The organism is Meiothermus sp. (genome assembly GCF_026004075.1).
In the GTDB taxonomy this organism is placed as follows: Bacteria; Deinococcota; Deinococci; order Deinococcales; family Thermaceae; genus Meiothermus.
The window spans coordinates 1,405,049-1,419,847 of record NZ_BPIK01000001.1 but is presented as its reverse complement, the minus strand read 5'-3'; the positions used below and the strand labels follow the sequence as shown (position 1 = coordinate 1,419,847).

Below are 14,799 nucleotides of genomic sequence, written 5' to 3'. Positions count from 1 at the left end.
GGGTTGTTTAGGATTCGAACTCTCCGGTTCGGAGGGCTTGGATTGGCTGGGCAAGCTCGGGTTTGTCGCCAACGTGAAGGGCAGCAATGCCGCCGGTAAAAAGCTGATACCGGGTGCTAAAGCCTGCCAGGCTCATCATGGTAACGAGTGTGATTGGATCTGGGAAGCGCTCCACCGAATCGGGAAGATAGCGGTAGGCCGAGGCGTTGCCGGAAATCAACCCCCCGATTAGGGGCAGAATACGGGTGAAATAGAAGCGGTATAGCCGGCCCAGGCCACCGCGGGGTGGAGGGGGAAACTCCAGAATGCACAACCGTCCGCCTGGTGCAATTACCCTATAAAGCTCGTCCAGGGCCTTGTTGTAGTCGGCAAAATTGCGAAATCCGAAAGCGATGATTACTGCATCGAAGTGCTGATCAGGGAAGGGCAGGTTTAGGGCGTCCGCTTCAACAAAGGGGATCTCGAGCCCGGCCCGCTGGGCTTTTTGACGGGCTAGCTCGAGCATGGGGGGTGCAAAATCACCACCGATAACCTCAACTTCTGGGGCTATCTTCTTGAGCAACAGCGCGATGTCGCCGGTACCGGTGGCTAGGTCGAGGATACGAGAAGGTTTTTTCTCCAATGCGGCTTTGACAGCCGCTACACGCCAAACACGATCCACACCTGCAGACAGCACCCGATTTAGCAAGTCGTAGCGGGGTGCTATCTCCGAGAACATTTGTTGAATAACCTTTGCTCGGGTCTCCGTCGAATCTTGCACGGAGCAAGTTTACCACTCTGTTTGTTGCAAGACAGGAGGGGATCCCGGGCTGGGGGCACCAGCAAGAAGGCGCATGGGTATAATAGCCGGTTCGGAGTACGCAAAATGGCTTCGCAGTGTAGAATCCGCTCTGAGGAACTTATGGGTAGGTACCTGTTTTTAATTGCGGGGGCGATCACGTTGGTCTTGATGATCTTGTCCCCTTGGGCTGTGCCGATGCGAGAGTTCGACGGTACTGGCTACCTGCTAAACCCGCTGGGCGCCATGAACCCCAAAGGTCTTGCTTTGCCCGAGGGGCTAAGCTTTGGCTGGCTTGGGCTTTTTTTTGGGCTTTGGGCGGTGCTGTTGCTGACTGCCAGCCTGGTTATGTTTTTACCGGGTGCCCAGATGCGCGCCAGAGTACTTTATGTGCTGGGTGGGGTAGGTGTGTTGTTGTTTGCCCTCGAGGCCTATTTGTTCTACCAGGCCATTGCAGCCGCCAACGATGCCGCGCTGGCAGCAGGCGCCCGTCGGCCCCCGCTACGCCGTTTCGCACTATCCCTTGGGGCGTATGCAGGGCTGTTTTACGCCTTGGGGTTATTGCTTTTGGCTCGAATGCAACTGCCGGGTGGTCTGGCTTTTCTGGTACGTCTGCGCGGGGTGGTCGTTCCGGTCGTTTCACTCTTGCTGGCAGTGGTGGTTGGGGCCGGGGTGGTGGCTGTTTTGCGACCGGGGCTTGGCACCCAAGGGGTCGAGGACTTGGGCTTGCGCGAGCTAATTGCTGGAAAGCTCGACCTGGTCACCTATACCTTTCAAATTTTGTTTAGCCCTATTCTCAGCCTGGCCGGTATCTTTAACAGCCTAAGTTTTGCTACCCCACTTATTTTCACCGGATTGGCCGTGGCCTTCGGTTTTCGGGCGGGTTTGTTCAACATTGGAGCACCGGGGCAGCTTACCATTGGTGCGTTGTTTGCCATGCTGGTCGGGGTATATCTACCCCTGCCGGGCTGGCTGCTGCTGCCTACAGCCATACTGGCCGCCGCTTTGGGAGGGGCTTTGTGGGGTGGCATTGTGGGTTGGCTCAAGGCCCGCTTTGGGGCCAATGAGGTGATCAACACCATCATGATGAACTACATCGCCGCCTCGGTGCTGCTTTTTATGCTGGCCGCCAACGAATACAGTTTTTTCGGAAACAAAGTGACCTTGCCCTTCAAGGCTGAGGGCTTCGAGGGGCGTAGCGAGGAGATGCAGGAGGAGGCCCGGATCCCCCACATGATCGATATCCTCGCTCCCAACAGCACTTTTTCCTGGGCGCTACCTCTAGCGGTAGTGGCGGCTCTGGGGGTGTATTACGCTTTGCGGCGGCTCGAGCTGGGGAAGCGCCTGTTGGCTGCCCTCGGGGCCATGGTAGCGGGGTTTGTGCTGGGGGGCTTAGTGCCGGGTATCCCGGTTACCATCAGTTCGGCCCTGTCCTCGCAGCTTCTGAACGGTTCTTTTCTGGTAGCCGTGTTGGCTTTGCTTTTTTATAACTTTTACCTTTTTCGCACGGCAGGAGGCTACGAGCTGCGGGCAACCGGTCTGGCGCCTAAGGCGGCGGAGTACGCGGGGGTCAACCTCAAGCGAAAAATGATTATGGCCATGATTATCTCAGGGGCTCTGGCGGGGCTGGCCGCAACCCATTATGTCTTAGGGGCTGGTATGGACGGCACCTACCGACTCAAAACCTCTATTCCCTCGAGCGTCGGCTTCGATGGGATTGCGGTAGCTCTGATGGGTCAGAACATGCCTCTGGGCATTTTCCTCTCGGCAACCCTCTTTGGCGTGCTGCTGGCGGGTGGGGTCTCGCTTAATGCCCAACTCGGCATCAGCAACCAAATCATCCAGGTTTTGCAAGCCCTGATCATTTTGTTTATTGCAGTAGGCGGCTTTTTGCCGCGCTACTTTACCGACCCGCTTCGTGCGGCCCAGGTCGAGACCGAAGCTAAAGCCGAGCAAGAAGCCCGCCAGGCCAAGTCTTCGCCGGCGGCAGGAGATTAGCCTATGGAGATTGTCGTTGCGCTCTTTTTTTCAACGCTGCGCCAGGCCGCGCCATTGTTGCTCACCGCACTGGGTGGATTGTTCTCCGAGCGAAGCGGGGTAGTTAATATCGCCCTCGAGGGCATGATTCTGTTCGGTGCGGCGGCGGCAGCGATTACCGTGAACCGAATCGAGGTAGCTAGCGGGGGCCTCGAGGCCCTCTGGATTCCTTGGGTGGGTGTGCTGGTTGGCGCTCTGGTGGGTGGGCTGGTGGGTTTGATACACGCGATTGCCTCCATCAAATACCGTGCCGATCAAATTGTTTCGGGTACGGCCATCAACATCGCTGCGCTGGGCGCTCCCTCCATTTTGTTGCAGGTGCTGTACAACAATACCTCTACCTCGCAGGAGGTCAAGAACCGATTGCCGTTGATATCCTTTGGTTTTGGCGAGGTCTCTGTCCTGGTGCTGGGGGCTTTCCTTTTGGTGCCCGTGGTCTGGTGGGTTCTGTTCCAAACCCCCTGGGGTCTGCGCCTGCGAGCGGTGGGGGAGCACCCTCAGGCTGCCGAGACCATGGGTGTGAATGTGATACGCATGCGCTACACCGCGGTTATTTTGTCGGGCGTGCTAGCAGGTATCGCGGGTGCGTATCTTTCAATTGGCTTCCTCAACCAGTTCATCCGGGCGATGAGCGCCGGGGCAGGCTTTATTGCCCTGGCTGCGCTCATTTTTGGCAAATGGCATCCGTTTGGGGTGCTGGGGGCCACCCTGCTGTTTGGGTTTGCCCAGGCGCTGGCTATCCAGCTCCAGGGCGGAGACATTTTGCCTGCAACCATCGTGCAAGCATTGCCCTTTGTTCTTACCATGCTGGTGCTGGCTGGCTTTATTGGACGCAGCCGTCCACCTGCGGCGGTTGGTAAGCCCTATGACAAGTAAGTGCAGCGCGCTGGTCTATGGCTCAAAGGCTCGAGTGGGAACCAGCTGCGTATAGGCAACGGCCCGGGCTACTGTGGAGAACCCTAGCAAAAGCAAGTACACCACTATCTGAAATGGAATCCAGGTGGAGAGGGTTGAGACCAGTACCAGCGACTCCAGAATGGCAATCAGTACGAGGTGGTTTAACAGCCCACCCTGCTGCATTAAGTCCCACCCTTTACGGATGGCCCCGGGCCAGGCCTGATCGTCATCTACCATGATCTGGAAGGTGTAAAACCAGAGCAGATTGATAGCAGCCAGGCCAAGGTAGCTAAGTACGGCAGCTAGCAAGGTATTGGGTACCGCAATGGGTAAGCCTACCACAAATGCGGCCAGGGTACTGGCTACAAATACGATGCCGGCCCCAATGTTGTGGGCATTGGTGTGGCCCCAAAGGGCCTCGGGGTTCCAGAGTCCGGTGCGGGCATAGCGAACCAGAACTGTATAGATGCCAACCTGCATAGGCCCGGCCATGAGGCCCAGGGTAAATACGCTAACCAGGAGCGCTTGAACCAGTAACCAGACGATGCCGACAGGATGTTGTGCCAATAAACCAACGCTTCGGCTAAGAACCTGAACAATGTTCAGCACCCGTTACTCCCGGCAAAGAGAACTATCGACGGATCCACAAGAATAGCGAGCATTTAATCCCACCGAAGCTCACTTTTGTGTACCGTTACGGTACTGCCTTCCTCGGTCGCCAACTCCACCGTTCCAGCTAGAGGATTAAGCTTGGTTACCTTCCCACAGGTACCCTGAATACTGCAGGCCTTGCTGTTTTTGCGGGGAAGTTCGGCCAGGAGCTCCTGGTACTGCTCGTGCTCGTACTGCAAGCAACACAGCAGACGTCCACATGGGCCGGATATTTTTTCGGGCGAGAGAGGAAGCTGCTGGTCTCGAGCCATTTTGATAGAGACCTGAGCAAAGTCCTGCAGCCACTTTGAGCAACATGACTCCATACCGCAGGCCCCAAGAGCCCCCAGGAAGGCGGTCTGGTCGCGGGGGCCCAGGGCTACGAACTCCACTCGAGCCCCGGCCAGCTTACTTAACTCGCTGACCCAGCGGCGCAGGTCGATGCGCTGTTCGGCAGAGTAATGCACTGCGATGTGATTGCCATCCAGGGTAAATTCGCAGCCCAAGACCTTGGCCCGCACACCCTCCCGCCGCAAGCGTGCTTTGAGCCACCAGTGGATTTCCTCAGCTCGATTTTTGAGCTTGCTGTGTTGATCTAGATCCTCCGGGGTAGCTATGCGTACCACCTCGCCGACCGCACTGCCCGGACGAGGCTCGGTACGTACTTTAGCTAACTCCAGCCCACGCGCCGTTCTAACCACCACCCAGCTATCTACAGGTGGAGCCTGGTTGCTGAACCGATAGTCGTAAATTTTAGGGCTATGCACAAATCGCACGCCTACGCACACCATGTAAACCTCCTAAAATAGCGCAGGGAGTTCTCCCATCTTGCCGAGGCGCAAAGCTTATCGAAAGCGAAGCGGACAGTACCGGACTCAACAGATAGTTGCTAAACAAAAACGCCAGGCGGCCAACCAGTTGAATCCTGGAGGACACCCTTTGCTTTACTCCTCCAAGAAAGCTTTCGCTTTCTATAGGGCGGTATCGTCCTCCGCTACGCGGGTAACTTTGGCTGGAAAACTTACCCGATGGTGTAGACACAACCAAAACCCACATAGCAGGGATTGTAAAAGCTTACAACCCTACCTAAGCCTAAAGCAAAGTGTAGTGGGAAATCTAGAGTTGGGAGAGTTTAAGGGCCAGCCAGGTTTGCACCAGATCCTCACCCACATAGGCTGCATGAGCTTCTTGCGCACGAGTAATGGCCTCGAGGGCAGCTTTATAGGCTGGGCTATCTACAGCAAAGCGCTGCTTGAGTTGTCGACCCAGGTAGGGAAGGGCCTCCTCCAATTCGCCGAGCAGCTTGAGGGCCTCGAGGGTTTGAGCGGGCCCGGACTGCAGGGCTTCCAGCACACCCTGGGTACGGCCAACCAACCGACCAAACTCGGCAGGGTGTTCCAGGGCCCAGCGTACCTTGCCCGGAGCCCCCTGAGCAAACGCCAGCACCTCGGGATCGGTGGTGAGTGTCTGTAATAAAGCCTGCGGGACGGGCGCGAAGCTTACCTCGAGGCTGCGGCTTACCAGGGTAGGCAGAACCAGTTCGCGGCTGGGGGCTATCAGGATGATACGGGCAAAGGAGGGCGGTTCTTCCAGCACCTTCAGCAGAGCGTTGGCAGCGGCTTCTCCCAGGAAGTGCGCCCCGTCGATCACGGCCACCTTGGACTTGAAACGAGGATAGGTGACAATCCAGTCCAGCAGGCTCTGGGTCTCGGTGCCGTCGCGTGGCGCAATTTGCTCGAGGCGAATCTGGGGTGCGCGGGCTTTTCTGCCGGTTTTGGTCTCGTACTCTGGCGCGATCTCCAGATAATCTGGGTGTGCTTCTGGCCGGCACGAAGCGCACTGGCCACAAGGAGGGAACCCCTTTTCACAGTTAAGGCCGGCAGTAAACCAGCGGGCCACCTGCCGGCGGCCCACACTTTCAGGCCCGGTGAACAAAAAAGCCTGGGCCTGTAGCCTGGGTAAGAGCTCGAGGATTCTTTCGTGTCCGAGTATTTGCATAACGCTGACTTGCGACTCTAAACGACCAAGATAACCCCCAGCTATACATGGCCGGATAACTTATGAGCTACTTTCCCAACACCAGTCGTTCGTAGAGCCACATGGGAAACTGCTCGTGGTGCAGGCGGGCCAGCACGTGCTCGAGGTTATATTTGGCCCGGTAAAACTCCACGGTGTCTTCATCGGAGTCCCAGATAGCGTAGGCAGCGCCAACCACCCCGTCTCGGGGCTGGCCGGTAGAGCCTGGGTTTACAATTGCCCGAGCCTTAGGGGCAACGATCAGCTCGCCGCCATTGGCGTAGCGGTTGTAGCGCACCCAGCGCCCTTGAGCGCTTCCCTCGAGGGTGGCCTGGCCCCGTCCAGAGGGGGCTTCAAGGGTAAGATAGCTTCCGGCCAGGTGGGTATGCCCGTGAAAAATCCAGCGGTGCTTAACCTTGTCAAACACTTCACGGGCCTGCTCAATTTCTTCCAGATAGGCCAGCGGATCGAGGGGACTGCCGTGCACCAACAGAGCCCCTTCGACCTCGAGGGTCCAGGGTAGGCCCGATAGATACGCCCGGTTCTCGGGACTGATCCGCTCGGCTTGCCAGGACAAAATTTCCAATACTGGCCCGTCAATTTGCATGGCATTGATTTCTAGCAACCAGATGTCGTGGTTGCCCATCACGCCCCGGGCGTTTACCGAGCGTAGCCAGTCCAAGACTCGGTTGGCATCGGGGTAATAGCCTACGGCATCGCCCAGGAAGAGCACCTGGTCGTAGCCCCTAGCCTCCTTGAGGACAGCCTCGAGGGCGGGCCAGTTACCATGAAGATCCGAAACAATCAGATAGCGCACAGCCCCCCTATCATACTCAGCCAGCATGGATAAGTCTTGTTAACGCATAATTTGCAAGCAAAAACGTTATTCTACTACCGTGCAGACCCTAACCTCGAGTACCCCTTGGTTGGAGCCTTTGTTGGCAGAACGCACCCGGACATTGGTGGACGAGTTTGGTAGTTTTTATGCTTGGCTCGAGGGTTCATATGGTGGCGGTACGCTGCTGCTGTGGATGAAAAGCACCTGGTTGGAAGAGGTATTGCCCCAGCTCCCCAGGCAATTTAAAGGCCGTATCGTGCTGGGCCTGGATGCCTCTGAGGGCTACGCTGCGCCGTTTGCGCGGGCTCTGTATTGGGCTAACCCCCGATGGGCCTTGGTGATTAGTCCAGGAGAAGGGTTGGGTCTGGCCTACCCTGGTCGAAAAGAGGTGGCCGAGGGGGAATGGGTGTCCTGGGATGACCCCCGTGAGGCTCGACAGCTCGAGGTCGTACCCAGGCCGGAGTTTAGCTACCTCGAGCACAGAGCTTACGCACCCTGGAACGTCCCGGCCCCGGCACCGCTCCCCACAATTGAGGGGCCGGCTGTGGGGGCCGTGGGCTGGCAGCAAGGTATACCCACATATGGCTTAGGTTTGGTAGGCTTAGATAGGAGTTTGCAAACCCTACTGGAAGTATGGCGTATGTGCTAACCGGTAGGTGGTATAGGAGGTAGGAAAGTGCTGTTTGCGATCTTGTTCACCATCGGCTCGATTCTGGTCACCTGGCTTTTGTACCTGGCCCTGCGCCCTCGCACCCTCGAGGTTGAGAGCGAAGCGGCCGACCTCCGCTACATCGGGATGGCCCTGATACTCATCATCCTGACCGCGACGACCGTAGCTGCCATGTTGATTTTGGGCAAGCTAGATAAGGTCAATATTAGTTTTTAGCGCAACACCCCGTCCTGCCCAGTACGACCTAGGCTGTTGTACTGGGCAGAGTCATACCGGACTCCAAAAGATAGCCACAAAAACCTCAAGAGGCTATCTTTTTGAATCTCGCGACTGCTGAGCCTGGTGGCATACCCCTCGTCCAGCCCGGCAAAGAAAGCGTATCACTTCCCAAGGGGCGCTGCCGCCCTCCGCTATGCGGATCACTTCTACCGGGTTAGCTCGCCATCACTCCCATTGCTTGGTGGTGAATCAACCGAATCTGGTTTGCAATGTGCAAAAAAGCTGGGGTCAGTTGAGATACAAAGAAAAAACTGCAAAGTACATGCCCAGGCTGCCCAGTAATACGAAGACATGCCAGATGCCATGAAAACCTACCCGCTCGGGCAGCAGGTTGGGCCACTTGGCAGCATAGATTACTGCACCCAGACTATAGGCTACCCCACCTGCAATTAGGAAGCCCAGCGCCCAGGGATTTAGAGCCAGCTTGGGCAGGAAAAATACCGCAAGCCAGCCCATGCCCAGGTAGGTGGCGGTGTAAAGCCAGCGCGGGGCTTTGAGTGTAACAAGTTTGAGACCGACCCCTAGGGCGGCGAGCGTCCAGACCAACCCAAGCGCCCAAGGTCGCCAGCTAGGCTCTAATGCCTGTATGAGTACGGGGGTATAGGTTCCGGCAATAAAGAGAAAAATGGCGGCGTGATCGAGCTTGCGTAGCCAGAGCAGGGCCCGCTCCGAAACCTGAAGGGCGTGATACAGCGCCGAGGAGGCGTACATCAAGGTCATGGTCAGGCCGAATACCAGCGCGCCTGCGATTTTGGCCGGGTTGCCCTGGGAAAAAATTAGCAGCGCGACTGTTCCGATGAGGCCCAGAATTACCCCAATGGCGTGGGAATAGGTATTAAAGGGCTCGCGAACAGCAATGCGGAGTACAAGGGAGGTGTTTTTCATAGCTTTGGGTATAGCGCCCGAATAAAGTGTAGCACCCAGGTGATGAGATGTGTGCAGGCCACAAGGGTAATTTTGAGCAGGAAAGACTCACATTGAACCTGCGGATACTTTGCTAGCCTGGGCATCAGATGGACAACCTGGGCAGGGTGGGTTTGTTGGTTGTGCTGGCTGTGGCTGGAGCTATTTGGTTTGCGCCCCAACCATCACCGCCACCCACAACCGACGAGGCCAGCCGTCGCATTCAGCTACCGCCGGGTTTTGCTGTTCGAATTTTTGCCGAGAACCTCGAGGGCGCCCCCCGCATGATGAGCGTAGGGCCCGACGGACAGCTCTACGTAACCCTGATGTATGGAGGCCAGCTAGCGCGGCTACCCGACCACAACCGCGATGGCCGGGCCGACCGGGTGGAGGTGGTGGCGGACGGCCTGGAACTGCCGCACGGCCTCGAGTGGCACCGGGGCTGGCTGTATGTGGCTGTAAGTACGGCAGTGATTCGATTGCGGCCAGGGCGAAGCGGGTGGGAACGGGAAACCGTTCTCACCGACATCCCCGGCCCCTCGGGGCATTTCACCCGCACGCTGCACTTCGGGCCGGATGGCAAGCTTTATGTTTCGGTGGGCTCCGAGACCAACTTCGGCCCTGAACGCGACCCCCGCCGCGCGGCCATCCTGCGTTTTAACCCCGACGGCAGTCTGCCCGAAGATAACCCCTTTGCCAGCGACCCCGACCCCCGCCGCCGGGTGATCTGGGCGGAGGGCCTCAAGAACAGCGTGGACTTTACCTGGACGCCCAGGGGCGAACTCTGGGCCACCCACAACGGCACCGATCACCTCGGCGACGACCTTCCCCCAGAAGAGGTGATTGTAGCGGTGCAACCCGGAGGTTTTCATGGCTGGCCCTACTGCTACACGCCGGGTTTGGGTCTGAACCTGAAGGCCGAACGCAGCGAGGTGCCCGACCCCCGCACCCAGGGCTTCGACTGCCGAAAAGCCGTTCCGGCCCTCTTCACGGCCCCGGCCCATTCGGCCCCTCTGGGCATGACCTGGGCCCGTAACAGCCATTTCCCACCGGCCTACCGCGATAGCCTGTATATTGCCTACCACGGCTCGTTGGGCGTGCAAGATCCGGCCAAGTACCGCGACTGCAAGATTGAGCGCTTCGTAATGCAAAACGGCCTGCCGGTACGCTCGGAAACGTTTGCCACCGGCTGGCGATTGCCCGGGCAGATGTGCCGCGATGCCTGGGGCCGCCCGGTGGGGCTGGTGATTGGGGCCGATGGGGCGATGTATGTCTCGGATGCCCAGGGGGGGCGCGTTTACCGCATCTGGTACCGGGGCCGGTAGACGCTGAACACCAGAGCGTTTGTTGCTGCGAGCTAGCCCAGCTTCTGCCTTACCAGCTCCTGCACCCGTTGTGGGTTGGCCTGCCCCTGGGTTTCGCGCATGACCTGGCCCACAAAGAAGCCCAGCAGACCGGTTTTGCCGGCGCGGTAGGCCGCTACTTTGTCGGGGTGCTCGGCCAGGATGCGCTCTACGATGGGCTCGAGGGCCCCCGCGTCGCTGACCTGCTTCAAGCCCTTCTCGCGCACGATTGCTGCGGGATCCTGGCCGGTTTGCAGAGCCTCGGCCAGCACATCTTTGGCGATGCGGGTGCTGATCTCCCCGGCCTCCAGAAGCCGCACCAGCCCGGCCAGCCCGGCGGGCGTAATTTTGGCTTGGCCGGAGCGGAGGGCGGCGCCCAGGTCGTTGACGACCCAGTTGGCGAGCAGGGCCATGGGGGCTTTTTGCGCGGCCTGCATGAGAAACTCGGCCAGCCGGGGCTCGCGGGCCAGCACCCGGGCCTCGGCTTCGTGGATGCCCTGGGCTAAAAAGTGCTCGAGCTGGGCCTGCTGCTCGGGGGTGAGCGGGGGTTCGGACGGGGCCCCCTGGGTTTTGATTGAGCCTTCGTTAGTTTTAGCTTTGGGAGCGGCGCGCCGGGCCTCCGGCTCGCTTTCCTGGGCGGTGCGCGCCCAGGTGTCCTTGAGCGTCACGATACGGTTGAAGACCAGCGCCCCGGGCCGGGAGTCGAGGGGGTCTTGCCAGAAGTAACCGTTGCGCTCGAGCTGGTAGCGGGTTTCCTTGGGGTCGGCCAGCACGCTGGGCTCGATGTAGCCCTGCACGACCTCGAGGCTCTTGGGATTCACAAAGCGGAGGAAGTCGTGGTCGTCGGGGGTCTCCTCATCTTCCAGCTCCCTGGCCTCGGCCTCGGGGTGGGGTACGGTAAAAAGCCGGTCATAAAGGCGAAACTCGGCGGGCACGGCCTCGCTGGCGCTCACCCAGTGAATCACCCCGGCGGCCCGGGCCTCCTCGGGCAGCAGGGTGCAGTGGAGCTCGGTCACCCGGCCCTGGGCGTCGGTTTGGTAGCCATCGCAGCGGATCACCCCGGCCATTTTCAGGCGCACGGTGCCGCCCGGGGTCAGCCGCTTGAAGCCTTTGGGCGGGTTCAGGGCGAAGTCGTCCTGCTCGATGTAGAGTTCGCGGGTAAGGGTCACCGGGCGCACCGCCTGCTCGGGCTTTACCCGCCGCCCATCGGGCAGGGGCACCAGGCCGTCGGGGGACTCCCGGATTACGTCGTGGGGCCAGTAGGGGAGGGTCACGGTTCGGGGTTCGCTGAGGTTGGTGAGCACCACCTTGAGGGGTCGCAGCACCGCCATTACCCGGGGGGCGGTGGTGTTCAGGTCGTCGCGGATGGCCCCTTCCAGCAGGGCGATGTCCACCGTGCGGTTGGTGCGCGAGATGCCGACCTGGCCCGCAAACCGGCGGATGGCCTCGGGCCGCACCCCCCGGCGCCGCTGGCCGGCCAGGGTGGGCATGCGGGGGTCGTCCCAGCCCCGCACATAGCCCCCTTCCACCAGCTTGCGAAGTTTGCGCTTGGAGACCACGGTGTACTCCAGGCTCCGGCGGCCAAACTCGTACTGGTGGGGGCGGGGGGTCTGGTCGAGGGGGGGTTCGCCCCATAGATGATCCATCAGCCAGTCGTAGATGGCCCGGTTGTCCACGAACTCGAGGCTGCACAGGCTGTGCGTGACCCCGTCCAGGGCGTCGGTGGTGGCCTGGGCGAAGTCGTAGGAGGGGTAGATGCACCACTTTTGGCCGGTGCGGTAGTGCTCGGCGTGCACGATGCGGTAGAGCACCGGGTCGCGCAGCTTCATGTTGGGGCTTGCAAGGTCAATTTTGGCCCGCAGCACGTGGGCGCCATTGGGGAACTCCCCGGCCCGCATGCGCCGGAACAGATCCAGGTTTTCTTCCACGCTGCGCTCGCGGTAGGGGCTGGGGGTGCCGGGCTGGTCCACTGTGCCGCGCAGCCGGGCCATCTCCTCGGGCGAGACGCTGTCCACGTAGGCCAGGCCCTTCTGGATGAGGCGCTCGGCCATCTGGTACAAAAGCTCGAAGTAGTCGGAGGCGTAGCGAACCCTGGGCCCCCAGTCCCAGCCCAGCCAGCGCATATCGGCAATCAGAGCTTCGGCGTACTCGGCTTTCTCGGCCTCGGGGTTGGTGTCGTCCATGCGCAGCCGGCACTCCCCGCCGTAGTCGTGGGCGATGCCAAAGTCTATGTAGCTGGCGATGGCGTGCCCCAGGTGGGCGTAGCCGTTGGGCTCGGGGGGGAAGCGGGTCACGATCTTTTTGTAACGACCGGCCTTCAGGTCTTCATCAATGATCTCGGTGATGAAGTTGGGACTTACCAGACGGGGTTTGGGCGTTGAGGTGCTCATGCCAATATGCAAAGAATACACCGCATCCCGTATAAGGCCCAAGGGTGGGGGCCGGGTTCTAGACCGAGACCCAGGCGTTTTGCTGGCTGCTTACGACCGCGGCCTCGATGACCCGCTGGGTGGCGAGGCCGTCCTCGAGGCTCGGGGTGGGCAGGCGGTTCTGGGCGATGCCCTCGAGGAAGCGCCGGGCCAGCTCGGTGAACTGGAAATGCCCCCAGGTGGTCTCGGGGTTGCGCCCCCGCAGGAAGCCCGGGTCGGGGGGGACGGGCCGGTAAAAGCCGGGGCGCGGGGCCAGCCAGAGCTGTGCGCTTTTGCCCTGGCCCCACAGGGCCGGGGAGAGCTTGAGGGCACCTTTGCTGCCCTGAATTTCCAGCTCGAGCCGCTGGTCGGCGCCGATGTGCACCCTCGAGAGCGAGAAAGCCCCGGTTGCGCCGCCCAGCCGGGCCAGCACCGCGCCTTCGTCGTAGTTGGTGACCGGGTCGGGCCGCTGCAGGTGAATCCGGGCCTGGGCCATCACCTGGGTGAACTCGAGGCCCGTGACCATGCGCACCAGGTCGAAAAGGTGGGCCCCCAGGTCGGCCACCGCACCCCCGGCCCCGCCGGTCTCGGCTTTGGCCCGCCAGGTGGTGGGGCCGGCCGGGTCGCCCATGTAGCCGCCATGGAAGGAGCCCCGCAGGTAGAGCACCTCCCCAATCTCGCCCGCGCGCACCAGGGCCTGGGCGGTCTCGGCGGCCAGGTCGCCCCGGCTGGTGAAGGCGGTCAGGCCGATGCGCCCTTGCTGCCGGGCGGCCTCGACCAGGGCCTGGGCTTCGGCCAGGGTGCGGGCCAGGGGCTTGTCCATGAAGAGGTGCTTGCCGGCCTGCAGGGCCATCAGGCCCAGGGGGGCGTGGGTGTCGTCGGTGGTGGAGATGGCCACGGCGTCGCAGTGTTGCAGCAGGTCTTCGTACCGCTCGAAGGCCTGGGTTCCGTGGGCGCTGGCCAGTTTTTGCGCATGGGCCGGGGTGCGGCTGTAAATGCCGGCGATCTGGGCCCCGGCCTCCTTGAAAGCGGGCAGGTGGGCAAACCCGGCCCACCAGCCTGCACCTACGATTCCGATTCGCATATGGATTCCTTTCTAAGGAAGCTCTACTAAAGAGACTAGGGATGTCTTGAGAATCGTGGCTCTCCCTTAGCCGGCACCTTTCTGTCCAATAGCCCTTGAACGACACGGGACGGCCAACGCACTACTCCCTTTGGGGCAAGGGTACCTGGGCGGGCCGGGCGTTTTTGGGCATCACCCCGCCGATAATCATGCCCAGTACGTCGTCGTGGCTCACGTCCTGGGTGTAGACGGTGCCCACCACCCGCCCGTTTTTCATCACCGTGAGGCGGTCGGCCAGGTCGAAGACGTCGTGCAGGTCGTGGCTAATCAGGAAGATGCCCACCCCCTCGGCCTTGAGGGCTTTGATCAGCTCGCCCACCTTGGCGGTTTCCTCCGGCCCCAGCGCGGCGGTGGGCTCGTCCATAATCAGGCAGCGGGCCTTGAAGTAGATGGCCCGGCCAATGGCCACGGTCTGGCGCTGGCCGCCGGACATCTGGGCTACCGGCAGCCGCAAGGAGGGAATCTTGACCTTGAGCCGATCCAGGGTTTTGCGGGCCTCGAGCTCCATGAAGTCTTCGTCCAGCACCACGCCCCGCACCTTCTCGCGCCCCAGAAAAACGTTGGCTACGGCGTCGAGGTTGTCGGCCAGGGCCAGGGTCTGGTAGATGGTCTCGATGCCCAGGGCCTGGGCGTCCTGGGGGGTGCGGATGGTGACCTCCTGCCCGTTCACGAAAATCTGGCCCGCGTCGGCCTGGTAGGCCCCCGAGAGCACCTTGATCAGGGTGGACTTGCCCGCCCCGTTGTGGCCCAGCAGGCCCACCACCTCGCCGGGGTAGAGGTTGACCGACACGTTGTCCAGCGCCTGGTTGCCCCCAAAGCGCAGGCTGATGTTGCGCATTTCGACCAGCGGGGTCAT

General features: G+C 60.7%; 14 protein-coding genes. 5 read left to right on the top strand and 9 right to left on the bottom strand.

Going from position 1 to position 14,799, the window contains the following annotated elements; translation table 11 throughout:
- Positions 1-7: 7 nt before the first annotated feature.
- A complete protein-coding gene (gene ubiE / locus Q0X18_RS06835) occupies positions 8-718 on the bottom strand; it encodes a bifunctional demethylmenaquinone methyltransferase/2-methoxy-6-polyprenyl-1,4-benzoquinol methylase UbiE (protein WP_374707526.1) in 711 nt (236 codons plus the stop codon).
- Positions 719-901: 183 nt separating this feature from the next.
- On the opposite strand from ubiE, the gene Q0X18_RS06830 reads away from it, so the two are divergent.
- Positions 902-2,776 (top strand): ABC transporter permease, encoded by a 1,875-nt coding sequence (locus tag Q0X18_RS06830; protein WP_297560180.1) that lies wholly within the window; start codon positions 902-904, stop codon positions 2,774-2,776.
- Positions 2,777-2,779: 3 nt separating this feature from the next.
- Positions 2,780-3,691 carry an ABC transporter permease gene (locus Q0X18_RS06825; RefSeq protein ID WP_297560176.1) on the top strand — a complete coding sequence of 304 codons (912 nt, stop codon included), beginning with the start codon at positions 2,780-2,782 and terminating at the stop codon, positions 3,689-3,691.
- Positions 3,692-3,706: 15 nt separating this feature from the next.
- Here the strand turns inward: Q0X18_RS06825 and Q0X18_RS06820 are convergent, their stop codons facing one another.
- From Q0X18_RS06820 to Q0X18_RS06805, 4 genes are all read right to left on the bottom strand, one after another.
- Complete coding sequence (locus Q0X18_RS06820) at positions 3,707-4,204, bottom strand: hypothetical protein (protein WP_297560174.1); 498 nt, start codon at positions 4,202-4,204, stop codon at positions 3,707-3,709.
- A 170-nt stretch (positions 4,205-4,374) separates the two neighbouring features.
- Complete coding sequence (locus Q0X18_RS06815; protein WP_297560170.1) at positions 4,375-5,154, bottom strand: regulatory iron-sulfur-containing complex subunit RicT; 780 nt, start codon at positions 5,152-5,154, stop codon at positions 4,375-4,377.
- A gap of 325 nt (positions 5,155-5,479) precedes the next feature.
- Positions 5,480-6,361: a hypothetical protein gene (locus tag Q0X18_RS06810; RefSeq protein WP_297560168.1), complete on the bottom strand. Its 882-nt coding sequence runs from the start codon at positions 6,359-6,361 to the stop codon at positions 5,480-5,482.
- 67 nt (positions 6,362-6,428) lie between these two features.
- On the bottom strand, positions 6,429-7,196 hold the full coding sequence (locus tag Q0X18_RS06805) for a metallophosphoesterase (RefSeq protein WP_297560165.1): 768 nt from the start codon (positions 7,194-7,196) through the stop codon (positions 6,429-6,431).
- A gap of 121 nt (positions 7,197-7,317) precedes the next feature.
- On the opposite strand from Q0X18_RS06805, the gene Q0X18_RS06800 reads away from it, so the two are divergent.
- Positions 7,318-7,866 carry a hypothetical protein gene (locus Q0X18_RS06800; RefSeq protein ID WP_297560154.1) on the top strand — a complete coding sequence of 183 codons (549 nt, stop codon included), beginning with the start codon at positions 7,318-7,320 and terminating at the stop codon, positions 7,864-7,866.
- A 27-nt stretch (positions 7,867-7,893) separates the two neighbouring features.
- On the top strand, positions 7,894-8,103 hold the full coding sequence (locus tag Q0X18_RS06795; RefSeq protein ID WP_297560151.1) for a hypothetical protein: 210 nt from the start codon (positions 7,894-7,896) through the stop codon (positions 8,101-8,103).
- 291 nt (positions 8,104-8,394) lie between these two features.
- Here the strand turns inward: Q0X18_RS06795 and Q0X18_RS06790 are convergent, their stop codons facing one another.
- Complete coding sequence (locus Q0X18_RS06790) at positions 8,395-9,051, bottom strand: hemolysin III family protein (protein WP_297560148.1); 657 nt, start codon at positions 9,049-9,051, stop codon at positions 8,395-8,397.
- A gap of 128 nt (positions 9,052-9,179) precedes the next feature.
- Here Q0X18_RS06790 and Q0X18_RS06785 point away from each other — a divergent pair, with 128 nt between their 5' ends.
- Entirely contained in the window at positions 9,180-10,394 is a 1,215-nt protein-coding gene (locus tag Q0X18_RS06785; RefSeq protein WP_297560145.1) for a sorbosone dehydrogenase family protein, read from the top strand.
- Between the two features lie 32 nt (positions 10,395-10,426).
- Here the strand turns inward: Q0X18_RS06785 and Q0X18_RS06780 are convergent, their stop codons facing one another.
- The 3 genes from Q0X18_RS06780 to Q0X18_RS06770 all read right to left on the bottom strand — a co-directional run bounded on the left by Q0X18_RS06780 (position 10,427) and on the right by Q0X18_RS06770 (position 14,799).
- Positions 10,427-12,802: a glutamine--tRNA ligase/YqeY domain fusion protein gene (locus tag Q0X18_RS06780; protein ID WP_297560142.1), complete on the bottom strand. Its 2,376-nt coding sequence runs from the start codon at positions 12,800-12,802 to the stop codon at positions 10,427-10,429.
- Positions 12,803-12,860: 58 nt separating this feature from the next.
- Entirely contained in the window at positions 12,861-13,904 is a 1,044-nt protein-coding gene (locus Q0X18_RS06775) for a Gfo/Idh/MocA family protein (RefSeq protein WP_297560138.1), read from the bottom strand.
- Positions 13,905-14,025: 121 nt separating this feature from the next.
- Positions 14,026-14,799, bottom strand: a complete 774-nt coding sequence (locus Q0X18_RS06770; RefSeq protein WP_297560135.1) for an ATP-binding cassette domain-containing protein — start codon at positions 14,797-14,799, stop codon at positions 14,026-14,028.